Genomic DNA, 23,981 nt, shown 5'->3' with positions numbered 1-23,981 from the left:
GCGCGACGCCGGCGGAGCGGGCCCATGAGCGACGCCGCGCGCCATCCCGCGCCCACCTTGCCTCCCGGCATCGACGAGGCCCGTTTCGCGCGTGCGCTCGCTGCGTTCGAAGGCATCGTGGGCGCGCCGAACGTCTGCCGCGGCGGCGCAGCGCTCGATCCGTATTTCGATCCGTTCGTGCCGCTCGCCGATGCGCACGCCTTCGCCCCTTCCGCTGCGATCCTCCCCGCGAGTGTCGAAGAGATCCGCGCGATCCTGCGCGTCGCGAACGAAACGCGCGTGCCGCTGTGGACCGTGTCCACGGGGCGCAACTTCGCCTACGGCGGCGCCGCGCCGCGTCTGGCGGGCTCGGTCGTGCTCGACCTGCAGCGCCTGAACCGCATCCTCGAGGTGGACGAGCGCCTTGCATGGGCGCGCGTCGAGCCGGGCGTGAGCTACTTCGATTTGCACGCGCATCTGCGCGAGCAGCATCTGCGGCTGTGGGTCGATCCGCCCGCGGCGGGCTGGGGCAGCGTGGTCGGCAACACGCTCGAGCGCGGCTTCGGTACGACCGCCTACGGCGACCACGCCGCGTCGCAGTGTGGCATGGAGGTCGTGCTCGCCAACGGCGACGTGGTGCGCACCGGCATGGGCGCGATCGCCAACGGCACGGCGTGGCAACTCTACCGGCCGGGCTATGGGCCCTCGTTCGATGCGCTCTTTACCCAGTCGAACTACGGCGTCGTCACGAAGATGGGGCTCTGGCTCATGCCGGCGCCGCGGGCGTTCGTGATCGGCGAGATCCAGTTCGCGCGCGAGGACGATCTCGGCGTGCTCGTCGATACGCTGCGCGCGCTGCAGCTCGGCGGCACGATACGCCAGCACGCGGCGATCGAAGGCGCGATCCGCCGCGCCGCGAGCCTCGCGCCGCGTGCCCGTTGGTACGAAGGCGAGGGCGCGATGCCCGAGTCAGCCGTCGCCGCGATGCAGCGCGATCTGAACGTGGGCCGCTGGAATCTGCATTACGCGCTCTATGGCGAGCCCGAGGTGATCGACGTGGAGCGGCGCATCGTCGAGCGTGCGTTTGCCGGCGTGCCGGGTGTGCGTTTCTCGGCGCGGCGCTATGCCGAAGGCGACGAACCGCAGGGCGGCGCTGACCGCAATCTCGCCGGCATTCCGGCGATGAGCGCGTTTCGCATGCTCGACTGGCGCGGCGGCGACGGCGCGCACGTGGACTTCTCGCCGCTGTGTCCCGCCGACGGCCGCGACGCGCTGCGTCAGTACGCGCTCGTCAAGGCGCGCGCGGCCGAGTACGGTTTCGATTACTACGGCGGTTTCACGGCGGCGGGGCGCTATCTGCATCACGTATTCGCCGCGATCTTCGCGCGTGAGCGCCGTGACGACGCCGCGCGCGCAGGAGACCTGCTGCGCGCGCTGATGAGCGACGCGGGCGCGGCCGGCTACGGCGTCTACCGTTCGCATTTGCTCTACATGGATTACGCCGCGGCGCAGTATGCCTTCAACGACGGCGCGCTGTTGCGCCTCGCGCAAACCGTGAAAGACGCACTCGATCCACAGGGCGTGCTCTCACCGGGCAAGCAGGGCATCTGGCCCGAGGCGTGGCGTGCGGAGCGCGGCTATACGTGATCGATTTAATCAAGACTGCGTAGCGATTGGCAGAAAAGCAGGTAGCAAGGATTGACAGGACGGCGCACGGAGGACTCGATGGACAGGCGGGCTTTTCTCTGCGATGCCGGTGCCGTGGTGCTAGGCGCGGCATGGCAGGCGCATCCGCTCAGCGTTGCGATTGGCGAACGCGCGCCTCGTGCGGGCGCAGCGTTTGCGCGTAGTGTTGCGGTGTACGACCCGGCGCTCGCCCAGGGCCGCGTGCTCGCACGCGCCGCGGCGCGCGCGGGATGCGTTGCGTGGGCCATCGGCGACGGCTGCGCCGACACGGCCGCTAGCGACATCGGCACCCTGTGGCACGCACGCATTGCACAGCGGCTCGAGCCCGGTGCGGCCTTGACTGGCGCGTTGCGTCCCTCGGACCGTTTCGTGCTCGCGCGGCTCGCCAGCGCGCGCGGGGTGACGCTGCGCGACTTCGCTTAGGCAACCTTGGCGATTGCGCATCGACATCTCACGTCGGCGGCTTCTTCGCCGCTTTCGCGATTTCCTCGTCGCGCAGCTGGCGGCGCAGGATCTTGCCGATGGTCGATTGCGGCAGGGACGCACGGAACTCCACGATGCGCGGCACCTTGTATCCCGTGAGCTGCTGGCGGCAGAACTGGATCAGCGCGGCTTCCGTGAGCGCGGGATCGCGCTTCACGATGAACACCTTCACGCGCTCGCCCTGCACCGGATCGGGCACGCCGATCGCCGCCACTTCGCGCACGCCGGGGTGCATCGCCACCACGTCCTCGATCTCGTTCGGATACACATTGAATCCCGACACCAGAATCATGTCCTTCTTGCGATCGACGAGGCGGATATAGCCGCGCGCATCCATCACGCCGATGTCACCGGTCGTGAGCCAGCCATCGGCAAACACCTTTGCCGTTTCGTCCGGGCGATTCCAGTAGCCCTTCATCACTTGCGGACCCTTGACACAGAGCTCGCCGGCTTCGCCGATGCCGGCCCACGTGCCGTCGTCCCTGCGAAAGCGCACCTGCGTGGACGGCGCGGGCAGCCCGATCGAGCCTTCCGGATGCGCCTCGTCCCCCTCTGCATGCGCGATATCGACGGGATTCATCGAAACGATCGGCGAGCATTCGGTGAGACCGTAGCCTTCCACGACGGGCTTGCCCGTGACGGCCCGGAACCGGTCGGCGACGGCCTTCTGCATGGCCATGCCGCCCGCCATCGCGAGTTTGAGGCCCGAGAAGTCGCGCTGGCGGAACGCCGCGTTGTCGAGCAGTGCGCTATAGAGCGTGTTGACCGCGCTGATGCAACTGAACGTCTCGTGCTCCAGTACCTTCATCACGCGCTTCATGTCGCGCGGATTGGCGATCAGGATGTTGCGTCCGCCGAGTGCGAGGAAGATCAGCGCATTGATGGTGAGCGAATAGATGTGATAGAGCGGCAAGGGCGTAAGCACCGTCTCGGCGTTGGCGTCGAACTGGTTGCCAATCCACGCCTTTGCCTGCTGCACGTTCGCGAGCACGTTGCCGTGCGTGAGCATCGCGCCCTTCGCGACACCCGTGGTGCCACCCGTGTACTGGAGGAACGCGAGATCGTCGGCACGGGTCGCCACCGGCGCGTGCGGGGCGCGCGCGCCTTGCGCGAGCGCATCGAGCAGGCGCACCGCACGCGGCAGGTGGTAGGGCGGCACCATCTTCTTCACGTGGCGCAGCATGATGTTGACGAAGCGGCCCTTGAGGTTCAGTCCTTCGCCCAGCAAGTCGCCGAGCGCAGTCACGACGATGCGTTGCACCTGCGTGCCGGGCAGCGCCGCTTCGAGCGTGGCGGCGAAGTTCTCGAACACGACGATGGTCTGCGCGCCGCTGTCCTGCAACTGATGCTCGAGCTCGCGCACGGTGTAGAGCGGGTTGACGTTGACGATCACGGCGCCGGCCTTGAGCGCGCCGAAGAGGGCAACCGGATACTGCAAGGTGTTGGGCAGCATGATCGCGACGCGCTCGCCCGGCTGCACGCCCGCGCCTTGCAGCCAGGACGCGAACGCCGTGGCCCTGCGGGCGAGTGCGGCGTAGGTCATCGGCGAGCCGGCGCTCACGTAGGCGACGCGCTCGCCGAAGCGCGCCGTGCAGTCGTCGAAGAAATGGGTGAGCGAGGCGTACTGGCTCGCGGCGATTTCGCGCGGCACGCCGGGAGGGTACGAGGCGTACCAGATGCCGTCGGTGTTGGGAGTGGCCGCCTGAGGTGGGGCCGGCTGAGGTGTGACCGCCTGAGGTGCGGAAGCCGCCACGGGGCTCGCCGGATCGGGCTGGGGCGTTTCGCTCATGGTGAATCTCCGGACGGTAGGGCAACCGAGTGCCTTTCATCATGCAACGCCACGCGCCGTGCGGCCAGGAGGTGTTACCCGGTGTGCGGGCGCGGGCGGCTCGACCATCGTCAAAACCAGCAAAAAAGGCCGTGCGGGCGAACCCGGCACGGCCTTTCATCGTGGTGCTGCGGTGCGGCGTTACGGGGCGGCCGCGTGTGGCACGTCAGACGCCCGACACCTCTTTCGCGGTCTGCGTCATGTCGATGCCTCGACGTTCGCGGCTGAACGGGATCAGCACCGCGATCACGATGGCGACCGTGCCGGCGACGATCGCCATGGCCATCGAGTAGTCCTGGTTGTGCGTTTCGGCGAGCGACGCCTGCAGCGTGGCGTTCACCGAAGCGAACAGGTTACCGAGCTGATAGACGAGGCCCGGGAAGGTCGCACGCACTTCGTCAGGCGAAATTTCGTTGAGGTGAACCGGGATCACGCCCCAGGCGCCCTGCACCGAAATCTGCATGAGGAACGCGCCGAGCGCGAGCAGCACCGGCCCTTGCGAGAATGCCCACAGCGGCAGCACCGGCAGCGCGATCAGCGCGGCGATGAAGATTGCCTTGCGGCGGCCGATACTTTCGGAAATCCGGCCGAAGAAGAGGCCACCCACGATCGCGCCGATATTGAGCACGATGGTGATGATCGAAACCGTGTGCGGATCGAAGTGATGCTGTTCGCGCAGGAAGGTCGGATACAGATCCTGTGTGCCGTGCGAGAAGAAGTTGAACGCCGTCATCAGCACGATGGCGTACAGGGAAAGCTTCCAGTTGTGCTTGAGCGTGGTGAGCAGGCTCGGACGCGCGCGCTTTTCCATTTCCTTGAAAGCCGGCGACTCGGGCACGTGCATACGCACATAGACCACGAGCAGCGCGGGCAGCACGCCGACGAAGAACATGCCACGCCAGCCGATGTACTGATACAGCACGCCGAACACGATCGAGGCGAGCAGATAGCCGCTCGGGTAGCCCGCCTGCAGCAGCCCGGAAATGATGCCGCGCGACTTGGGCGGAATGGTTTCCATGGTGAGCGCCGAGCCCACGCCCCATTCGCCGCCCATGGCGACGCCGAAGAGCCCGCGCAGGACGATGAAGGTCGCGAGGTTGGGCGAGAAGCCCGTGAGCAGTTCGAGGATCGAGTAGCACGCGATGTTGATCATCAGCGTGGGACGGCGGCCGTATTTGTCGGCGAGGCGGCCGAATATCAGCGCGCCGAGCGGGCGCATGGCCAGTGTCAGCGTAATGGCAAATGCCACTGCCGGGATTTTGGTGTTGAATTCGGTGGCGATGTCTTTCAGAACGAAAACCATCAGAAAGAAATCGAATGCATCGAGCGTCCATCCCAGGTACGCCGCGATCGTGACGTTCTTCTGTTCACGCGTCCAGCTCATGTTGATTGTTCTCCTTTGATACTGGGGGCAATGCCATGTCTCCTGTCGATCGCGATGGGCGCTTGTGCACCTCGCGCGATCTCATGCACGTGTCGGCATTGCCTTGTGTGGCCTGGTTGTGTGACTTGGGGCGGCCCCCCCGCAATGGGCCACGCGCCAGCAGTGTACGCCCGGCATTAAACATTTGCATGCATCTTGACTGGAACCCGTAGTAATCCCTGGGGAATTCGGGTAAAGGCGAAAGCTTTTTGTTTTATTCGTAATTTAAATGTAATTTAAATGAAGGTAACTCAATGCACGAATGAGTTAATCGATGCGCATGAACGAATGCAAACGAGCGGGCATTTACCCGCTCGAATCGGACGAATGGGAGATATCGCGTGGACGGCGCCGTCGGCGCGTCGCAAAGAAAAACGGCGGCGCCGCGCTCGAAGCGCCGCGCCGCCGTTGTGCCGGTGATCAGACCCGGCGAGGCAACCCGCTATTAGAAGATGTTGCGAAAGCCGACGGCGACGCCGGTCTGGTTGTTGCGACCCGGGAAGTCGGCCGTTGCCGAGCCGGTGCCGCGCATGAAGTCGACCGTGCCATACACTTCGGTGCGCTTGGACAGCGAGTACTCGGCCAGCAGTACTGCCGAGTAGCGCACACCGGTGCTGAGCGTCACGCCGTCTCCATTCAGGCCGTTCTTTGCGTGATCGTAGTAGTACGCCGCGGTCAGCAGCAGCGGCGAGCTGACCTGCCACGTTGCGCCGGCATAGAGACCGTTGTCGATGCGGTTGGTTTTCGTCACGGGCGTCACGAAGTTGATCGCCGCGGGCGAGTTCGCGGCTGCCATGTACTGGTCGACCACGCCGGTATTGTCCTGGCCCCACAGCCAGCCGCCGTACAGGTGGACCGGACCGAGCGCATAGACTGCGCCGAGGTTGGCCACGCGGTACTTGTTGTTGTGTGCGTCGCTATTCTGCTGGTAGCCCGCGAGCAGCGAGACCGGACCGGCTGCGTAGGTGGCCGTGAAGCCGTACATGTTGCTCGCGCCGACGCTGCCCGCCACGCCGCCGAAGCTGTACATGCCTTCGACTTCGAGGCCGCCGAACTTGCCGTCGTACTTGACCGAGTTGTTCTCACGCAGACCGTAGCCGAGCGCGCCCGGCAGCCAGCCGTCCTGGTCGAAATTGCCAACGGTCAGCGGGTCGAAGGTGTTGCCCAGTTGGTCGAACATGGGCGTGTTCTGACGGCCCATCGTGACCGTACCGTACTTGTTGCTCGACAGCCCCACGTACGCCATCCGGTTGAACAGCGTATTCGAGCTCGCCAGTTGGCCGTTCCAGAGGTTGAACCCGTTCTCGAGGCGGAACACGGCCGAGAGGCCGCCGCCCAGATCCTCGGAGCCCTTCAGGCCCCAGCGGCTGCCGGTGATCGGGCCTTGCGTCATCTGCAGCTCGTTGTCGTTGTGCGCGTTGGCGTTCGTCAGGTAGCGGATGCTGGTGTCGACGATGCCGTAGAGCGTGACCGAGCTTTGCGCGAAACTGTGCTGGCAAGCCAGTGCGAGGGCGAGGCCGCCGACGGCGGATGCGATCTGGGTGTGTCTCACGGTGAAATCCTTTTCTTCTGCTGCGTGTTGTCAGTCCGTCGGACCGCCGGGGTGCCGGGGCCCGATTTTTTCGTATGCCGGCCAGTGGATGCTGGCCGGGGGGCCGATGATAGACGCTTGGTGAAGGGGTGAAAACGCGGGCTGTCGCGTGCTTGCAACGGTTGCGCGCGCAATTAACTCCCCGCATGTTTGCTTTTTCAGCCTACCCAACCCGCATACGGCCGGTGGCAACAGCACAAATACCGTTTAATGAACGGTCGTGCTTTTCCCTATTTTTCTGACTAGCGGGCCTCGCTAGAATCGTTGGCATCTCATCGCGTTCCGCCATCCGGGAACGTCGGCCGGTCCACAAGACATCAAGGAGACGAAAGCATGCGGGTCAGGGAAATGTTCGAGCTGGGCGGTCAGGTCGCACTCATCACCGGCGGCTCGCGCGGGCTGGGTTTGCAGATGGCGCAGGCGCTCGGCGAGATGGGCTGCCACGTGGTGATCACGGCGCGCAAGGCCGACGAACTGGGTGAGGCGCAGAGCCATCTGCAGGCGCTCGGCATCAAGGCGACCACGATCGTGAGCGACCTGCAGCGCGCCGAGGCCGTCAAGCCGCTCGTGGACGAGACGCTGGCGGCCGGCGGTCAGATCGACATTCTCGTGAACAATGCGGGCGCCACGTGGGGCGCCCCCGCGGAGGATTATCCCGACGAGGCGTGGCACAAGGTCATGAACCTGAACGTGACCGCGCCGTTCTTCCTCGCGCGCGAAGTGGGCAAGCGCAGCATGATCCCGCGCCAGCGTGGCAAGATCATCAACGTGGCTTCGATTGCGGGCCTGAAGGGGTCGCTCGGGCCCATGCAGACCATCGCGTACAACACCTCGAAGGCGGCGGCCATCAACTTTACGCGTGCGCTGGCTGCCGAATGGGGCAAGTACAACATCAACGTGAATGCGATCTGCCCGGGGTTCTTTCCCTCGAAGATGTCGGCCGGGCTGCTCGACAAGCTGGGGCAGGTGGTGATCGACCACACGCCGCTGCACCGTCTCGGCGACGACGACGATCTCAAAGGCGCCGTGGTGTTTCTCGCGAGCCAGGCCTCGCGGCATATGACGGGTCAGTATCTCGCCGTGGATGGCGGCTCGAGCATCGTCTGATTGCGCATGGTAGGTGGCGCCGGCCCTCAGCGAGCGGTTGGCGTCCGCATTCTTCACAAGTCTTGCCTGACGGAGCCCGCCATGTCCACGTCCGCCCCGACGCTTTCCGCACCTTCGCCGGCATCGCCCCAGCCAGCCTCGCCGCATTGGCCCGCGCATCTTTCGCCGCATCTGAGCATTCCGCAAACGAACCTCTTCTATAACGCAGAGGTCTCGGCGGCGCGCTATCCCGACAAGCCGTTCATCGTTTTCTACGACACGCCCATTACGTTCGCGCAGTTCAAGGACGAGGCCGAGCGCATTGCCGGCTATCTGCAGCAGGAGTGCGGCGTGAAGGCCGGCGACCGCGTGCTGCTCTACATGCAGAACAGCCCGCAATGGGTCATCGCTTACTACGGCATCCTGCGCGCCAACGCCGTGGTCGTGCCGGTCAACCCGATGAACCTCACCGAGGAACTCGCGCATTACGTGGAAGACAGTGGCGCGACGACGGTTTTCGTCGCGCAGGATCTCTACCCGCGTGTTGCGCCGCTCGTCCAGGAAGGCGGGGGCCTCAAGCATCTGCTCGTTGCGACGTATAGCGACTATCTGAAGTGCGAGCCGTTTTCGCCGCCGCCTGAGTTCGTGAGCGCGCCGCGTTCCGTGAGCGGCCCGGGTGTTGCGCACTGGATCGACGTGCTCGAGGCGCGATGCGTACCCGGAGCGCTAACCGCCGGGCCCGACGACCTCTGCGTGATGCCGTACACCTCGGGCACGACCGGCAAGCCCAAAGGCTGCATGCACACGCATCGCAGTGTGATGGCGACGGCCGTGGGCGGCTGCAACTGGTTCGGAAGCAATCAGGATGCCGTACAACTTTCGGTGCTGCCGCTCTTTCACGTAACCGGCATGCAGGGCGGCATGAACAGCCCGATCTACAACGGCTCGACCGTGGTGTTGCTGCCGCGCTGGGATCGCGACGCCGCGGCGCGCGCCATCGAGCATTACCGCATCAACGGCTGGCAGGCAATCTCGACGATGGTGGTGGACTTCATCTCGAACCCGCGCATTCACGAGTACGACCTGTCGAGCCTCGCCTGGATGCGCGGCGGCGGCGCGACGATGCCCGACGCGGTCGTGAAGAAGCTCAAGGATCTGACCGGGCTCGACTTCGTCGAGGGCTATGGCATGTCGGAAACCATGGCGGGCACGCATATCAATCCGCCGCAGCGTCCCAAGCCGCAATGTCTCGGCATTCCGGTATTCGACGTCGACTCGCGTGTGATCGATCCGATCACACTGGAGGAGGTGCCGCCAGGCGAGTCGGGCGAGTTGATCATGCATGCGCCGCAGGTGATGCAGGGCTACTGGCGCAACCCCAAGGCGACGAGCGAAGCGTTCATCGAACGCGACGGCAAGCGCTTCCTGCGTACGGGCGACCTCGTGCGGCGCGACGAAGAAGGCTATTACTTCATGACCGACCGCCTCAAACGCATGATCAACGCGTCGGGCTACAAGGTCTGGCCGGCCGAGGTCGAGGCGCTTATGTACCGGCACCCGGCGATCAACGAAGTGTGCATCATCGGTACCCAGGACGAGCGCCGCGGCGAGACCGTGAAGGCCGTGGTGGTGCTCGATCCGAAGCAGGTCGGCAGCGTGAACGAAGATGACATCATCGCCTGGGCGCACGACAACATGGCCGCGTACAAGGCGCCGCGCATCGTGCAGTTCGTCGACGCGCTGCCGAAGTCGGGCAGCGGCAAGATTCTGTGGCGCAAGCTGCAGGAAGAAGAGGCCGAGGCGCGCGGCAACGCCTGAGCGCGCAGTTCTCCTTCGTTGTCCTTCAATATCGAGCCCGTCTGGATAGCGCGCTAGTGCGCGCCAATCCAGACGGGTTTCGTTCTTTTCGTTCTTATTGGGCTCGCACTTTCGTGCGTGCGCATCAGGCGCCGGCAAGCGCGGGCAAACCGCCTTCGCGCCAATCCTGCTCCATGACGGCTGCCATGCCCCATTCCTGTGAACCGCGTTGAGCGGGCACGGCCAGTGGCCATTCACCGGGCGCCTGCGCGTTCTTGCGAGCAAGGATCGCCTCGCACAGAAATTCCATGCTGTACGCCTTCAGCAGATGCGGGTGATTCGTTTCGATATAGGCGGCGACGCGCGCCTGTTCACCGGCAATCGATGCGAGCGAGTAGAGCGTGCGCGCATCCCAGCGAAAACGCAGGCCGAGTTCGGCGAATGCCGTGTTGAATGCGCACAACTGCGCCTCCAGTTGGCGATCGTGGCGGGTGTCCAGGTGGCTCATGGCTGTCTCCTCATGTCGAGTGGCGTGAAGCAAGAGTAGAAGCGCCAATGAATAAACGATAGTTAAAGTTTTTTTCGAAAAATATAAGTAAAGCTGTATGGATGGCGGATCAGCCCCGCGAATCGAGCGAGACATGGCCCGGTACGCGTAAACCCCGCTTAGCTGCGAGCGTGTTGCTGATATATTGTATTGGAAATATGAAATTCCCCAGCAGCGCCGGCTAAACAGAACGTTGGAGACAAACGACCGATGTCCGCCGAAAGAGAATTCGTCACCGGGATGCCCCCGGTCACCTTGACGCTGGAGCCGATCAACGCAACCGCTTCGCTGCGCGATCAGGCTTACGCGAGGCTCAAGCAGGCCATTGCCGAAACCGACATCTACCGCTCGCGAGACGAGATCCGGCTAGACGAAAAGGATTTGACCGAGAAGCTCGGCGTGAGCCGAACACCGGTTCGCGAGGCGATGACGCTGCTGGAACAGGAGGGCTTTCTGCGCACGGTGCCGCGCCGCGGTGTTTACATCCTGCGCAAGACGCGCAAGGAGATCGTGGAGATGATCTATATGTGGGCCGCGCTCGAAAGCATCGCCGCGCGCCTCGCGACGCAGCGTGCCTCGGACGACGACATTGCGGGTCTGCGGCGCATGTTCGCGACCTTCGGCGATTCGACGCCCTCGGACCACATAGAGGAGTACTCGGAGGCGAACATCATGTTTCACCAGTCGCTGGTGGAGCTATCGAAGTCGCCCATCATCGTCGACACCATCAAGAACATCTTCATGCATGTGCGCGCGATCCGGCGCATGACGATCGCGCAGAGCGATCGCGCGTCGCGTTCGATCGTCGAGCACATGCGCATTATCGAGGCGCTCGAGGCGCGCGACACCGAGCGCGTCGAGCAGCTCGTGCGGCAGCACTCGATCGAACTCGCGCTGTTCGTGGAAGCCAACTGCGATTTTCTGGACTGAAACGTAGAGCGCGCCGCGTCGGGCCGCCGGTTCATATCGGCTCGACGCATGAGTCAGCGGCATCGATACGCAGTTCGTCTGAATGAGCGCCGCGATGCTGAAAGAAAGGTATGGAGTCCGTAACAAGTTCGTCAGGACGTTTGGGCCGAATGAAGGTGCTTGCCCATGGTGTGCTGCGTCAAAGTTTGCCGCTGCGCGAGCGATCGCACGAGACAGCAACGGTGCAGCACGGCGCGACGCAGTGCAGCAAACGCGGCATGGGTAAAAAAACGTCTTGACTAATATTGTGTGTGGAATATTGTATATCACGAATCACACAACGCCCCGCCAAAGAGGAGACGTCATGGCAGAAGCAGGCATCAACGAGGCACAGCAGAACCCTGTGCCGGAAGCGCAGCAAACGACCGATGGCTTTCATCTCGTCATCGACGCGCTGAAACTCAACGATATCGACACGATCTTCGGTCTCGTCGGTATTCCGATCACCGATCTCGCCCGTCTCGCGCAGGCCGAGGGCATGCGCTTCATCGGTTTCCGGCACGAGCAGAACGCCGGCAACGCCGCGGCCGTGGCGGGCTACATGACGAAGAAGCCGGGCATCTGCCTGACCGTCTCCGCGCCGGGTTTCCTGAACGGCCTCACGGCACTGGCCAACGCGACCACGAACTGCTTCCCGATGATCCTCATCAGCGGCTCGAGCGAGCGCGAGATCGTCGACCTGCAGCAGGGCGACTACGAAGAGATGGACCAGCTCAACGCGGCGAAGCCTTATGCCAAGGCGGCGTATCGCGTGCTGCACGCCGAGGACATCGGCGTCGGCGTGGCGCGCGCGATTCGCGCAGCCGTCTCGGGTCGCCCCGGCGGCGTGTATCTCGACCTGCCGGCCAAGCTGCTTGCGCAGACCATCGACGCAGTGAAAGGCCAGCACTCGCTCATCAAGGTCGTCGACGCGGCGCCGCGCCAGATTCCCGCACCGGATGCGGTGCAACGCGCCATCGACGTTATCAGGAATGCGAAGCGTCCGCTGATCCTGCTCGGCAAGGGCGCGGCCTACGCCCAGGCCGACGCGCAAATCCGCGAACTGGTCGAGAAGAGCGGCATTCCGTATCTGCCGATGTCGATGGCCAAGGGTCTCTTGCCCGACACGCACGAGCAGTCGGCGTCGGCCGCGCGCTCGTTCGTGCTGGCCGAGTCGGACGCCGTGGTGCTGATCGGCGCGCGCCTGAACTGGCTGCTCTCGCATGGCAAGGGCAAGACCTGGGGTGCGGCTGCCGGCCCGAAGCAGTTCGTCCAGATCGACATTGCGCCGACGGAAATCGACAGCAACGTCGCCATCGAAGCGCCCGTGATCGGCGACATCGGTTCATGCGTGGAAGCGCTCGTTGCAGCCCTCGGCAATGACTTCCCGAAGCCGCCGGCAGAGTGGCTCGACGCCGTGGCCGAACGCAAGAACAAGAACCTGGAAAAGATGGCCGCGACGCTCGCGAAGAGCCCGTCACCGATGAACTTCCACAGCGCGCTGCGCGCCATCCGCGACGTGCTCAAGACGCGTCCCGACATCAACGTGGTCAACGAAGGCGCAAACACGCTCGACTACGCGCGCAGCATCATCGACATGTACCAGCCGCGCAAGCGCTTCGACTCGGGCACGTGGGGGATCATGGGCATCGGCATGGGCTTCGCGATCGGCGCCGCGGTGACGAGCGGCACGCAGGTCGTCGCGATCGAGGGCGACAGCGCGTTCGGCTTTTCGGGCATGGAGCTGGAAACGATTTGCCGCTACAACCTGCCGGTTTGCACCATCGTGTTCAACAACAACGGCGTGTATCGCGGCACGGACGTCAACCCGAGCGGCGGCTGCGACGTCGCGCCGACGGTGTTCGTGAAGAACGCGCGCTACGACAAGATGATCGAGGCCTTCGGCGGCATCGGCCATCAGGCGACGACGCCCGAAGAACTCACGAGCGCGCTGCTCGAGGCGATCGCGTCGGGCAAGCCCACGTTGATCAACGCAGTCATCGACGAATCGGCCGGGACCGAGAGCGGCCGTCTCACGAATCTGAATCCGCAAAGCGCGGCGATGAAGAAATAAGCCCCCATAGATCAGGTAGACCAGGAGATACGAGAAATGAGCAAACCCCTCGACGGTATCAAGATCATCGACTTCACGCACGTACAGGCCGGTCCCGCCTGCACGCAGATGCTCGCGTGGTTCGGTGCGGACGTGATCAAGGTGGAGCGCCCGGGCGCCGGCGACGTGACGCGCTCGCAACTGCGCGACATTCCCGAAGTCGACGCGCTGTACTTCACCATGCTCAACAGCAACAAGCGCTCGCTCACGCTCGACACGAAGAAGCCCGAAGGCAAGGAAGTGCTGGAGAAGCTGATTCAGGAATCGGACGTGATGGTCGAAAACTTCGGCCCCGGCGCGCTGGACCGCATGGGCTTCACGTGGGAGCGCATCAAGGAACTCAACCCGAAGATGATCGTCGCTTCGGTGAAGGGCTTCAGCGAAGGCCACCACTACGACGACCTCAAGGTCTATGAGAACGTCGCGCAGTGCGCGGGCGGCGCGGCCTCGACCACGGGCTTCTGGGACGGCCCGCCCACGGTGAGCGCCGCTGCGCTCGGCGACAGCAACACGGGCATGCACCTCGCCATCGGCATTCTCACGGCGCTGATCGGCCGCGACAAGACCGGTAAGGGCCAGAAGGTGGCCGTATCGATGCAGGACAGCGTGGTCAACCTGTGCCGCGTGAAGCTGCGCGACCAGCAGCGTCTGGACCGCCAGGGTTTCCTCGAGGAATACCCGCAATATCCGCACGGCACCTTCAGCGACGTCGTGCCGCGCGGCGGCAACGCGGGCGGCGGCGGCCAGCCGGGCTGGGTGCTCAAGTGCAAGGGCTGGGAGACCGACCCGAACGCGTACATCTACTTCACGGTGCAGGGCCACGCCTGGGAGCCGATCTGCCGCGCTCTGGGCAAACCCGAATGGATCAACGACCCGAACTACGCTACGGCGCAGGCGCGTCAGCCGCATATCTTCGACATCTTCGCGACGATCGAAGCGTGGCTCGCCGACAAGACCAAGTTCGAAGCGGTCGACATCCTGCGCAAGTTCGACATTCCGTGCGCGCCGGTGCTCAGCATGAAGGAAATTGCTAATGACCCTTCGCTGCGGGCAAGCGGTACTATCGTCGAAGTGCCGCACAAGGAGCGCGGCTCGTACCTCACGGTGGGCAGCCCGATCAAGTTCTCGGAGCTGAAGCCGGAGATCACGGGTTCGCCGCTGCTCGGCGAGCACACCGACCAGGTGCTGGCCGACCTTGGTTACACGGCTCAGCAGATCGCGGCGCTGCACGAGGTGCGCGCGGTTTGAGTTCCGCATCGAGTTCCACAAGCTGAACGCAGGAAGCGGGCGCGGCCAACGCTGCGTCCGCGCAGCACCGCAATACCAGACAGGCAGGACGCCGCGCAGCATGTGCAATGCGAGCCGTGCGGCGACGATAAACGACATTCCCCCACATAGTCATCGCCATGCAATCCGCCATCGATTTCGAGCAGCTCGCAAACGCCATCGGGGACGCCATCGTCATCTCGGACGCAGCCGGCGACATCACCTTCTGGAATCCCGCGGCCACGCGCATGTTCGGCTATACCCAGGAAGAAGCGCTCGGCAAGACGCTCGACGTGATCATTCCCGAGCGGCTGCGCGGGCGCCATTGGGAGGGCTATCACAAGACGATGGCGACCGGCCAGACGCGCTATGGCAACGACGTGCTGCGTGTACCGGCCGTGGACAAGGCGGGCAAGGCGCTTTCCATTGCCTTCACCGTGGCGCTGCTGCACTCGCCGCAGGGCGAACTCGACGGCATCGTCGCCGTGATCCGCGACGAAACCGTGCGCTTCCAGGAGGAGCGCGCGCTCAAGAAACGCATCACCGAACTCGAAGCACAGGCCCAGCAATCCTGAAACCCGCTGAAACCTCGGGAGCTCTTCGATGCACACCGAAAGACTCGGACATTTCGAGGTCGAACTCTCGGCCCGGCAAATGATTCACAACGGCGGCTGGGCCGCGTTCGCCGCGATCCACGCGGTCGAGCCCGCTGCCGACGAACCGGCGGCCGCTGTTCTCCCCCGTCAATGGGTAGTTGACGAAACCGTATTCGAAAGCGAGGCCGCCGCCATTGCCGGTGCGCGTGAGGCGGCGCTTGCTTTTCTCAAGAGCGGCAATTCGCCCAGCCTGGGCGTGTCATAGGGCAAAGCCCTCATCGAGCCGCGGCACACAAAGAATTCCAACATCAGTAGGAGACGTTTCATGAAGTCGTGGCTACGCTTTCGGCGCGCCAGATGCATTGGCGCGCCGCCCATTTCGTATGGTCTCGCCGCATCGCGCTCTGTTGTGAACGACGGAGGCGCATCATGGCGATGACCATTGCGGTCCCCCGCGAGACACTCGAAGGCGAACGACGCGTCGCGGCGACGCCGGAAAGTGTGGCACAACTAATCAAGCTCGGTTATGCCGTGGAGGTCGAAACGGCGGCGGGTGTGAATGCGTCCTACCCGGACGACGCATATCGCTCGGCAGGCGCGCGTGTCGTGGACGACGCGCAAGCGCTCTTGAGCGGCGCGGATATCGTCGTCAAGGTGCGTCCGCCTTCGAGCGAAGAGGTGCAGCGCCTGAAGCCCGGCGCGACGCTGATCGGTTTCATCTGGCCCGCGCAAAACGCTGCGCTGCTCGAACAACTCGCGGCGCGCGAGGTCACTGTGCTCGCGATGGACTGCGTGCCGCGCATCTCGCGCGCGCAGAAGCTCGACGCACTGAGTTCGATGGCGAACATGGCTGGCTATCGCGCGGTCGTCGAGGCGGCCCAGCATTTTGGGCGCGTTTTCACGGGGCAGATCACGGCGGCGGGCAAGATGCCGCCGGCCAAGGTGCTCGTGATCGGCGCGGGCGTGGCGGGGCTCGCGGCGATCGGTGCCGCGCGCGGTCTTGGCGCCATCGTGCGCGCGTTCGATACGCGCCCCGAAGTCGGCCAGCAGGTCGAAAGCATGGGCGCGGAGTTCCTGAGCATCGACATCGAAGAGGAGGGCGGCGGCTCGGGCGGGTACGCCAAACAGATGAGCGCGAAGTTCATCGAAGCGGAGATGGCGCTGTTCGAGGCCCAGGCGCGCGAGGTCGACATCATCATCACGACGGCGCTGATTCCCGGCAAGCCGGCGCCGCGCCTCATCGACGCGAAGACGGTGGCGTGCATGCGCGCGGGCAGCGTGATCGTCGACATGGCGGCCGAGCAGGGCGGCAACTGCGAACTCACTCGCCCGGGTGAGGTCGTGAATGCGAACGGTGTGACCGTGATCGGCTATACGGATCTGCCGAGCCGCATGGCGAACCAGTCGAGCCAGCTCTACGCGACCAATATCCGCCATTTGCTGACCGATCTCACGCCGGCAAAAGACGGCGAGTTGAAGCTCGATATGGACGACGTCGTGCAGCGCGGCACCACCGTCATGCAGCGCGGCCAGGTGTGCTGGCCGCCGCCGCCGGTACAGGTCTCGGCGACGCCGCAAGCGGCTGCGCAGACGAAGCCCGTTGCCGTCGTGACTGGCAACGCGAAAGAAGCCACCGCGCAGGCCGCGCGCCGCAACGGTGTCTGGTCGCTCGCGGCGCTCGTCGTTGCCGCGTTGCTGTTGCTCGCGCTCGGCGCGGTCGCGCCGCCCGCGTTCGTCGCGCACTTCACGGTGTTCGTGCTGGCCGTGTTCGTCGGCTATCAGGTGGTCTGGAACGTCACGCCCTCGTTGCATACGCCGCTCATGAGCGTGACGAATGCGATCAGCGGGATCATCGTGATCGGCGCGTTGCTGCATCCGGGCAACGCCAGCACGATCGTGACCGTGCTGGCGGGCATTGCGCTCGTCGTCGCGACCATCAACATCGCGGGCGGCTTTCTCGTCACCCAGCGCATGCTGAAGATGTTCCAACGGACCTGAGGAGACGTCATGCTCAACGGAATCGGCAACATGGCGTGGCTCGGCGCGGCGACGCTCTTCATCCTCAGCCTGCGCGGGCTGAGTCATCCCGCCAGTGCGCGGCGCGGCAACCTCTATGGCGTGACCGGCATGGTGATCGCCGTGCTCGCCACGCTGCTCGTCACGGGCGGTGCGGGCCTGCAAATCGCGCTCATCGCCGCGCTGGTGGGCGGCGGGCTCGGCGCGACGCTCGCGCGCCGGGTGGAGATGACGCAGATGCCGCAGCTCGTCGCGGTGCTGCACAGCTTCGTCGGCCTCGCGGCCACGCTCATCGCCTTTGCGAACTTTCTCTCGCCAAAGATCGCGATGAGCGGCGTCGAGCGCGCGATTCACGACACCGAGATCTATATCGGCGCTTTCATCGGCACGGTCACGTTCAGCGGTTCGATCGTCGCGTTCCTGAAGCTGCAGGGCACGGTGAGCGGCAAGCCGCTCGTGCTGCCCGCGCGGCATCTGCTCAACGCGGTCGTGCTGGGCGCATGCATCGCGCTCGGCTATCGCTTCGTCAGTGCGCCCGATGGCGGCGACGCACTCTACGCGCTGATCGTGATGTGCGTGCTGGCGGCGGCGCTCGGCGTGCACCTCGTGATGGCGATCGGCGGCGCGGACATGCCCGTGGTGGTCTCGATGCTCAATAGCTATTCGGGCTGGGCTGCAGCGGCAACGGGCTTCATGCTCGATAACGACCTGCTCGTCACGACGGGCGCGCTGGTTGGATCGAGCGGTGCGATCCTCAGCTACATCATGTGCCGCGCGATGAATCGCAGCTTCGTTTCGGTGATCCTCGGCGGCTTCGGTACGGTGAGTTCAACGGCCAGCGAGGCCCCGCAAGGCGAAGTCGTGGCGACCAGCGTGGACGAAGTGGGGTCGCTGTTGCGCGACGCGCAGGAAGTCGTGATCGTGCCGGGCTATGGCATGGCCGTCGCGCAGGCGCAAGGCACCATCAGCGAGATCACGCGGCGGCTGCGCGCGTTGGGCATTCGCGTGCGTTTCGGCATTCACCCCGTAGCGGGGCGCTTGCCTGGCCACATGAACGTGCTGCTCGCGGAAGCGAAGGTGCCCTACGACATCGTGCTCGAAATGGACGAAATCAACGAAGACTTCACGAGCACCGACGTCGTGCTCGTGATCGGCGCGAACGATATCGTCAACCCGGGCGCGCAGGAGGATGCGGGTAGCCCCATCGCCGGCATGCCGGTGCTGGAGGTGTGGAAGGCGCGTACCGTGGTCGTCTCCAAGCGCAGCATGGCCACGGGCTATGCGGGCGTGGACAATCCGCTCTTCTATAAGGACAACACACGAATGTTGTTTGGCGACGCGAAAGGCAGCGTCGACGCGCTGCTGCGGCAACTCGAAGCCGCTTGACGTTTGAAGCAAGGCGTGGCGGACTCAAGTCTGCCGCGCTGGCTGTAACGCGGGACATGGTGCACGCACTGGCGTCGAGGCGATGCGAGAAAAGCCCGCGCGCAATCACAACGGATGGAGACAGACAACGTGGCATATACCGATCGTATCGATGGCGGCTATACGGCCCGGCGGCACAACCGCTGGGTGCAGCTCGTCGCCGGCATTCTCTGCATGGGGCTCGTGGCGAACCTGCAGTACGCGTGGACGCTCTTCGTCGTGCCGATGGACGCACGGCATCACTGGGGGCAAGCTGCGATTCAGCTCGCCTTCTCGATTTTCATCGTGACGGAAACGTGGCTCGTGCCCGTGGAGGGCTGGCTGGTCGACCGCTTCGGCCCGCGCCCGGTGGTCATGGGCGGAGCGTGCTGCGTGGCGCTCGGCTGGGTGCTCGACGCGTGGGCGCCCACGCTGCCGGTGCTTTACGTGGCGGCGGTGATCTCGGGCATCGGCGCGGGGTGCGTGTACGGCACGTGCGTCGGCACCGCGCTCAAATGGTTTCCCGACCGGCGCGGTCTCGCCGCCGGCATGACGGCGGCGGGCTTCGGCGCGGGCGCGGCGCTCACGGTCATTCCGATCTCGAACATGATCCAGCAGTCGGGCTACGAGCGCGCGTTCGTGTTCTTTGGACTCCTGCAGGGTGCCTGCATCATGTTGCTCGCGCTGGTGATGGTGCGGCCGAAGCCCCCCGCACACGCGGCAGGCATGAAGCGCATCGTGGCGACGAAGACTGACTATACGACGAAGCAAATGGTGCGCGCGCCCGTATTCTGGGTGATGTATGCGATGTTCGTCTGCGTGGCGGCGGGCGGCATCATCGCGACGGCGGAGATCGGCCCGATCGCGAAGAGCTACGGCTTCGCCTCGATGCCAGTCACGCTCGTCGCGGCGACGCTGCCGCTGCTCACCATGACGCTCTCGATCAACAATCTCTGCAACGGCTTTACGCGGCCGCTGTGCGGGCTCATTTCGGATCGCATCGGCCGCGAGAATACGATGTTCATCACGTTTCTCGGCGAGGGGCTCGCGCTGCTGGGCTTGCGCGCGTTCGGCCACGACCCGTATCTGTTCATGCTGTTCTCGGGGCTCGTGTTCCTGTTCTACGGCGATATCTTTTCGAACTTTCCGGCGACCTGCGCCGATACGTTCGGAGCGAAATACGCGGCCGGCAACGCGGGCACGCTCTATACCGCGAAGGGGACCGCGGCGATGCTCGTGCCTGTCGCGACGCTGCTGGCGATCCACGGCGGCTGGAACATGGTGTTCGACATGGTCGCCTGCGTGGCGATGATGGCGGGCGTGAGCGCCAAGGTGATCTTGCAGCCGATGCGCCGGCGCTGGATCTTTCAGTCGGGTGAGGAGGCGAGGATCGCCGATTCGGCGTTCGTCCCTTCGCCGCTGGGCTCGCATGAGTGAGCTCGGTTGATGGGTGCGCCCTGAAGCGCTATGGGCGGGCGGTGCGGTCGTGATCGCGGCGCGCGCTTGCGGGGCGCAATGCCCGCATCAGCCGCGCCGCGTTCTGGAGTCTTGCACGCACGCGTGAGCGCCGTACGCGCCGCGTATCGATGCGGGCCTGATCGCGACGCGGGTCCGCCTCGGCGGATCGCTCGTTTTCCTGCCCGAGATGCGCGTAACGGCCCTCGCTGGCGCTCTTGTCGAGCCAGTGCTCGGGCAGCCGGGTTGCGAGCAGCCAGGTCGCGGCAGCGCCAAAGCTGACGGCGACGATCGCTGCGACGACAACGAATTCCATTCGGTCTTCCTCAATCGGCTTGTCATGGGTTTGCACGCACGCGCCGTGCCGTGTGGCAATGTATACCATGAAATATAACGAAGAGAGGCAGACGGATACAGGCCGCAAAACAAAAAAGCCCGCAGATTTGCGGGCTTTTTCGATGAATCCTGGGTGCTGCGAGTTCTGCTTGATGAGACGTGGTGCCCAGGAGAGGACTCGAACCTCCACAGTGTTGCCACCGCCAGGACCTGAACCTGGTGCGTCTACCAATTCCGCCACCTGGGCACGTCTTCAAGCTAGAAAAAGATTGTGACGTGAATTCGCGTGTCTGTCAATAGATCTTTTCAAAAAATCTTCTTCCCGGGAACGGGGCTGCTGCGTTTTGCGCGATAGCAGGGCAGTTGTACTCGTTGCCTACGCCGGAAATGAAAAAGGCCGGCATAAAGCCGGCCTTTTGAATCTGGTGCCCAAGAGAGGACTCGAACCTCCACAGTGTTGCCACCGCCAGGACCTGAACCTGGTGCGTCTACCAATTCCGCCACCTGGGCAAGGTGTCGTTTGCTGTTCAACGTGTTGTGCAGCAAAGACCGAAATTATAGCGGGATCGGAACGGCTGTCAAGCGTTTTATGGAAGGTGATAAAACGCGCCTGCCGAAGCGTTGCAGACCGCGTGGAGTGGCCGTCTCGTCGGGCCGCGAGGCCGCTCCCACGGCTCGTAGGGTGCGATGCGGGTGTTAGAATGCCTCGCAGAAGTTCCGCCGGCAAAAGTCCGTGATTCAGGTGCTGCGTGCAGCGTGGCGCACGCAACGCGAGCGGTCAGGCAATCCACGTTACGGGCCGGCAGATTGCAGCACTCGAAGACCGGGCGCCGCCCGCATGTATCGCACATTCAGGCCGCGCAAAATCCGACGTCCACGCAACGAGAACAACCATCGATAAGCCCTTGAGCAAATATCCGTATCCGATTCCCAGCCGCGAAGAGATTCTCGGCGTGCTGCGGACCAGCGACTCGCCGTGCACCGCGAACGATATCGCCGAGGCGCTCTCCATCAAGCGCCAGGAGCGTGAAGGGTTCTTCAGGCGGCTCGCCGCCATGGAGCGCGACGGGCAGATCCGGCTCGACTCGCGCGGCCACTACCAGCTCGCCCATCCTTCGAATTTCGTCGCCGGGCGTGTGCAGGGTCATCGCGACGGCTACGGCTTCCTCGTGCGCGACGACGGTCAGGACGACCTGTTCCTGCCGCAAGGCGAAATGCAGAAGGTCATGCACAACGACCGCGTGCTCGCGCGCATCGTCGGCTATGACCGGCGCGGGCGGCCGGAAGGGCATATCGTCGAAGTCACCGACCGTGCGAACCGCAGTGTCATCGGGCGCCTGCTCAACGAGAACGGCGCGCTGATCGTCGCGCCGGAAGACAAGCGCATCGGCCACGATATCCTCGTCACGCAGAATCCCAAGAAGGCCAAGGTCGGCCAGGTCGTGGTCGTCGAACTCACCGATTTCCCCAGCCGCCACTCGCAGCCGCTCGGCCGCGTGATGGAAGTGCTCGGCGACATCGACGATCCGGGCATGGAGATCGAGATCGCCGTGCGCAAGTACGGCGTGCCGCACGAGTTCAGCAAGCCCGCGCTCGACGAAGCCGCGAAGCTGCCCGACGCCGTGCGTCCCACCGACATTCGTTATCGCGTGGACCTGCGCGACGTGCCGCTCGTCACCATCGACGGCGAAGATGCGCGCGACTTCGACGACGCCGTCTATTGCGAGCCGATGCAGGTCGGCCGTGGCGAGGGCTTCCGCCTGATCGTCGCCATCGCCGACGTCTCGCATTACGTGCTGCCGGGCGGCGGTCTCGATGTGGACGCGATCGAGCGCAGCACCTCGGTGTACTTCCCGCGCCGCGTGATCCCGATGCTGCCGGAGAAGCTGTCGAACGGGCTCTGTTCGCTCAATCCGCACGTCGACCGCTGTGTGCTGGTGTGCGACATGGTGATCACCGCACGCGGCGAGATCAAGGCGTACCAGTTCTATCCGGGCGTCATGCACTCGGCGGCGCGGCTCACGTATACCGAAGTCGCGGCGGTGCTCACCAACACCAAGGGCCCCGAGGCGACACGCCGTGCGGCGCTGCTGCCGCAACTGCAGAATCTCTATGGCGTGTACAAGTCGCTGTTCGCCGCGCGCCAGAAGCGCGGCGCGATCGATTTCGACACGACCGAGACGTATATCGTCTGCAACGCGCAAGGCAAGATCGAGCAGATCGTGCCGCGCCAGCGCAACGACGCGCACAAGCTGATCGAAGAGTGCATGCTCGCGGCCAACGTGTGCGCGGCGGACTTCATGAAGCGCCACAAGCACCCGGGCCTGTACCGCGTGCACGCGGGGCCGACTGCCGAAAAGCTCGAAAATCTGCGTACCTTCCTGCGCGGCATGGGCCTTTCGCTCGGCGGCGGCGACACGCCGCACGCGAGCGACTACGCCGCGCTGATGGCGCACATCCGCGACCGGCCCGACGCGCAGATGCTGCAGACCATGCTGCTGCGCTCGATGCAGCAGGCCGTGTACAGCCCGGACAATATCGGTCACTTCGGTCTTGCCTACGAGGCGTACGCGCACTTCACGAGCCCGATTCGCCGCTATCCCGACCTGCTCACGCACCGCGCGATCTACGCGATCCTGCAGGGCAAGAAGTACCAGCCGCAGGCACCCGAGGGGGTCGAGCTCAATACCGCGCTCTCGCCGCGCGCCCGCGCGCTGCAAGCCGAGGACGAGGAGAAGCGCGGCAAGCGCGCCCGCGGCGCCAACACGGCGATCTGGGAAGAACTGGGCCTGCACTGCTCGGCGAACGAGCGCCGCGCCGACGAAGCCTCGCGCGACGTCGAAGCCTGGCTCAAGTGCTACTTCATGCGCGACAAGCTCGGCGAAGAGTACGGCGGGATGGTGAGCGGTGTGACGTCGTTCGGCATTTTCGTGCAGCTCGACGCGCTCTTCATCGAAGGCCTCGTGCACGTGACGGAACTGGGCTCGGACTACTTCCAGTACGACGAGATCAAGAACGAGCTGCGTGGCGAGCGCACCGGCATTCGCTATCGCCTGTCGGACCGCGTGCGCGTGCAGGTGAGCCGCGTGGATCTCGACGCGCGCAAGATCGACTTCCGCCTCGTGCGCGATACGCCCGTGAAGCCGGGCGGCAACCGGCCGATGCCGGTCGACAAGAGCGGCATGGAGGGTGGTCCGCGCGTGCGCGCGCTGCAGGGCGGCGACATGGCGCGCCAGAAGAAGGCTGCGCCGGCGCCGAGCGTCGCGGTGAAGGAGGCGCGCGCGGCGCGCGGCGCCGCCAAGACCGCGAAGAAGCGCTCGGCCGTGAAGCCGACGCCCAAGAAGCAGGCGCCGCGCAAGAAGCGCTGAGCACCTGCATGCGGAGCGCCAACGTGCTCCGCAGCCGTTTCATTATCCGGGCCGCGCCG

The 23,981-nt window shown here is 64.7% G+C and carries 19 protein-coding genes and 2 tRNA genes; 14 read left to right on the top strand and 7 right to left on the bottom strand.

Going from position 1 to position 23,981, the window contains the following annotated elements; all coding sequences use genetic code 11:
- Positions 1-24 precede the first annotated feature (24 nt).
- Positions 25-1,626, top strand: a complete 1,602-nt coding sequence (locus AB4Y35_RS14635) for an FAD-binding protein (RefSeq protein WP_368704878.1) — start codon at positions 25-27, stop codon at positions 1,624-1,626.
- A gap of 78 nt (positions 1,627-1,704) precedes the next feature.
- On the top strand, positions 1,705-2,088 hold the full coding sequence (locus AB4Y35_RS14630; protein ID WP_368704877.1) for a hypothetical protein: 384 nt from the start codon (positions 1,705-1,707) through the stop codon (positions 2,086-2,088).
- Between the two features lie 28 nt (positions 2,089-2,116).
- Here AB4Y35_RS14630 and AB4Y35_RS14625 read toward each other — a convergent pair whose 3' ends face one another.
- The 3 genes from AB4Y35_RS14625 to AB4Y35_RS14615 all read right to left on the bottom strand — a co-directional run bounded on the left by AB4Y35_RS14625 (position 2,117) and on the right by AB4Y35_RS14615 (position 6,951).
- Positions 2,117-3,937 carry an AMP-binding protein gene (locus tag AB4Y35_RS14625; RefSeq protein ID WP_368704876.1) on the bottom strand — a complete coding sequence of 607 codons (1,821 nt, stop codon included), beginning with the start codon at positions 3,935-3,937 and terminating at the stop codon, positions 2,117-2,119.
- 205 nt (positions 3,938-4,142) lie between these two features.
- Positions 4,143-5,360, bottom strand: a complete 1,218-nt coding sequence (locus AB4Y35_RS14620) for an MFS transporter (RefSeq protein WP_368694678.1) — start codon at positions 5,358-5,360, stop codon at positions 4,143-4,145.
- Between the two features lie 484 nt (positions 5,361-5,844).
- Entirely contained in the window at positions 5,845-6,951 is a 1,107-nt protein-coding gene (locus AB4Y35_RS14615; RefSeq protein ID WP_368704875.1) for a porin, read from the bottom strand.
- Positions 6,952-7,323: 372 nt separating this feature from the next.
- Between AB4Y35_RS14615 and AB4Y35_RS14610 the strand changes: the two genes are divergently transcribed.
- Both AB4Y35_RS14610 and AB4Y35_RS14605 read left to right on the top strand, forming a co-directional pair.
- A complete protein-coding gene (locus AB4Y35_RS14610) occupies positions 7,324-8,097 on the top strand; it encodes an SDR family oxidoreductase (protein WP_342920633.1) in 774 nt (257 codons plus the stop codon).
- 81 nt (positions 8,098-8,178) lie between these two features.
- Complete coding sequence (locus AB4Y35_RS14605) at positions 8,179-9,894, top strand: long-chain fatty acid--CoA ligase (RefSeq protein WP_368704874.1); 1,716 nt, start codon at positions 8,179-8,181, stop codon at positions 9,892-9,894.
- 124 nt (positions 9,895-10,018) lie between these two features.
- Here the strand turns inward: AB4Y35_RS14605 and AB4Y35_RS14600 are convergent, their stop codons facing one another.
- Complete coding sequence (locus AB4Y35_RS14600; RefSeq protein WP_368704873.1) at positions 10,019-10,381, bottom strand: hypothetical protein; 363 nt, start codon at positions 10,379-10,381, stop codon at positions 10,019-10,021.
- Between the two features lie 249 nt (positions 10,382-10,630).
- Between AB4Y35_RS14600 and AB4Y35_RS14595 the strand changes: the two genes are divergently transcribed.
- The 9 genes from AB4Y35_RS14595 to oxlT all read left to right on the top strand — a co-directional run bounded on the left by AB4Y35_RS14595 (position 10,631) and on the right by oxlT (position 20,200).
- Positions 10,631-11,350 carry a GntR family transcriptional regulator gene (locus tag AB4Y35_RS14595; protein ID WP_368704872.1) on the top strand — a complete coding sequence of 240 codons (720 nt, stop codon included), beginning with the start codon at positions 10,631-10,633 and terminating at the stop codon, positions 11,348-11,350.
- Between the two features lie 149 nt (positions 11,351-11,499).
- Positions 11,500-11,628, top strand: coding sequence for a hypothetical protein (locus tag AB4Y35_RS14590; RefSeq protein ID WP_368704871.1), 129 nt, complete (start codon positions 11,500-11,502; stop codon positions 11,626-11,628).
- A 65-nt stretch (positions 11,629-11,693) separates the two neighbouring features.
- Positions 11,694-13,442, top strand: a complete 1,749-nt coding sequence (gene oxc, locus AB4Y35_RS14585) for an oxalyl-CoA decarboxylase (RefSeq protein ID WP_368704870.1) — start codon at positions 11,694-11,696, stop codon at positions 13,440-13,442.
- 36 nt (positions 13,443-13,478) lie between these two features.
- Positions 13,479-14,729: a formyl-CoA transferase gene (gene frc / locus AB4Y35_RS14580; RefSeq protein ID WP_368704869.1), complete on the top strand. Its 1,251-nt coding sequence runs from the start codon at positions 13,479-13,481 to the stop codon at positions 14,727-14,729.
- Between the two features lie 158 nt (positions 14,730-14,887).
- Positions 14,888-15,322, top strand: a complete 435-nt coding sequence (locus AB4Y35_RS14575) for a PAS domain-containing protein (protein WP_368694682.1) — start codon at positions 14,888-14,890, stop codon at positions 15,320-15,322.
- 28 nt (positions 15,323-15,350) lie between these two features.
- The gene (locus AB4Y35_RS14570; protein ID WP_324160725.1) at positions 15,351-15,608 is read left to right on the top strand and encodes a hypothetical protein; all 258 of its coding nucleotides are present in this window, start codon (positions 15,351-15,353) and stop codon (positions 15,606-15,608) included.
- Between the two features lie 164 nt (positions 15,609-15,772).
- Entirely contained in the window at positions 15,773-17,341 is a 1,569-nt protein-coding gene (locus AB4Y35_RS14565; protein WP_368704868.1) for a Re/Si-specific NAD(P)(+) transhydrogenase subunit alpha, read from the top strand.
- A gap of 9 nt (positions 17,342-17,350) precedes the next feature.
- Positions 17,351-18,745 (top strand): NAD(P)(+) transhydrogenase (Re/Si-specific) subunit beta, encoded by a 1,395-nt coding sequence (locus AB4Y35_RS14560; RefSeq protein WP_368704867.1) that lies wholly within the window; start codon positions 17,351-17,353, stop codon positions 18,743-18,745.
- A 129-nt stretch (positions 18,746-18,874) separates the two neighbouring features.
- Positions 18,875-20,200, top strand: a complete 1,326-nt coding sequence (gene oxlT, locus AB4Y35_RS14555; RefSeq protein ID WP_368704866.1) for an oxalate/formate MFS antiporter — start codon at positions 18,875-18,877, stop codon at positions 20,198-20,200.
- Between the two features lie 28 nt (positions 20,201-20,228).
- Here oxlT and AB4Y35_RS14550 read toward each other — a convergent pair whose 3' ends face one another.
- From AB4Y35_RS14550 to AB4Y35_RS14540, 3 genes are all read right to left on the bottom strand, one after another.
- Positions 20,229-20,534, bottom strand: coding sequence for a hypothetical protein (locus tag AB4Y35_RS14550; RefSeq protein WP_368704865.1), 306 nt, complete (start codon positions 20,532-20,534; stop codon positions 20,229-20,231).
- 180 nt (positions 20,535-20,714) lie between these two features.
- Positions 20,715-20,801: transfer RNA gene (locus tag AB4Y35_RS14545), tRNA-Leu, on the bottom strand.
- 176 nt (positions 20,802-20,977) lie between these two features.
- Positions 20,978-21,064 (bottom strand) — tRNA-Leu (locus tag AB4Y35_RS14540).
- Between the two features lie 395 nt (positions 21,065-21,459).
- Between AB4Y35_RS14540 and rnr the strand changes: the two genes are divergently transcribed.
- Positions 21,460-23,922, top strand: coding sequence for a ribonuclease R (gene rnr, locus AB4Y35_RS14535; RefSeq protein WP_368704864.1), 2,463 nt, complete (start codon positions 21,460-21,462; stop codon positions 23,920-23,922).
- The last annotated feature ends 59 nt before the right edge of the window (positions 23,923-23,981 follow it).

Source organism: Paraburkholderia sp. EG286A (genome assembly GCF_040965375.1).
Lineage (GTDB): Bacteria > Pseudomonadota > Gammaproteobacteria > Burkholderiales > Burkholderiaceae > Paraburkholderia.
Note: the sequence above shows the minus strand (reverse complement) of the source record. Positions and strands in the feature narration are given on the sequence as shown.

Coding starts and splice junctions, on each gene's coding strand:
- AB4Y35_RS14630 (WP_368704877.1), top strand. CDS start 1,705: ATGGACAGGCGGGCTTTTCTCTGCGATGCCGGTGCCGTGGTGCTAGGC.
- AB4Y35_RS14590 (WP_368704871.1), top strand. CDS start 11,500: ATGAAGGTGCTTGCCCATGGTGTGCTGCGTCAAAGTTTGCCGCTGCGC.
- frc (WP_368704869.1), top strand. CDS start 13,479: ATGAGCAAACCCCTCGACGGTATCAAGATCATCGACTTCACGCACGTA.
- AB4Y35_RS14620 (WP_368694678.1), bottom strand. CDS start 5,360: ATGAGCTGGACGCGTGAACAGAAGAACGTCACGATCGCGGCGTACCTG.
- AB4Y35_RS14595 (WP_368704872.1), top strand. CDS start 10,631: ATGTCCGCCGAAAGAGAATTCGTCACCGGGATGCCCCCGGTCACCTTG.
- AB4Y35_RS14625 (WP_368704876.1), bottom strand. CDS start 3,937: ATGAGCGAAACGCCCCAGCCCGATCCGGCGAGCCCCGTGGCGGCTTCC.
- AB4Y35_RS14610 (WP_342920633.1), top strand. CDS start 7,324: ATGCGGGTCAGGGAAATGTTCGAGCTGGGCGGTCAGGTCGCACTCATC.
- AB4Y35_RS14575 (WP_368694682.1), top strand. CDS start 14,888: ATGCAATCCGCCATCGATTTCGAGCAGCTCGCAAACGCCATCGGGGAC.
- AB4Y35_RS14635 (WP_368704878.1), top strand. CDS start 25: ATGAGCGACGCCGCGCGCCATCCCGCGCCCACCTTGCCTCCCGGCATC.
- AB4Y35_RS14605 (WP_368704874.1), top strand. CDS start 8,179: ATGTCCACGTCCGCCCCGACGCTTTCCGCACCTTCGCCGGCATCGCCC.
- AB4Y35_RS14600 (WP_368704873.1), bottom strand. CDS start 10,381: ATGAGCCACCTGGACACCCGCCACGATCGCCAACTGGAGGCGCAGTTG.
- AB4Y35_RS14550 (WP_368704865.1), bottom strand. CDS start 20,534: ATGGAATTCGTTGTCGTCGCAGCGATCGTCGCCGTCAGCTTTGGCGCT.
- AB4Y35_RS14570 (WP_324160725.1), top strand. CDS start 15,351: ATGCACACCGAAAGACTCGGACATTTCGAGGTCGAACTCTCGGCCCGG.
- AB4Y35_RS14565 (WP_368704868.1), top strand. CDS start 15,773: ATGGCGATGACCATTGCGGTCCCCCGCGAGACACTCGAAGGCGAACGA.
- AB4Y35_RS14560 (WP_368704867.1), top strand. CDS start 17,351: ATGCTCAACGGAATCGGCAACATGGCGTGGCTCGGCGCGGCGACGCTC.
- oxc (WP_368704870.1), top strand. CDS start 11,694: ATGGCAGAAGCAGGCATCAACGAGGCACAGCAGAACCCTGTGCCGGAA.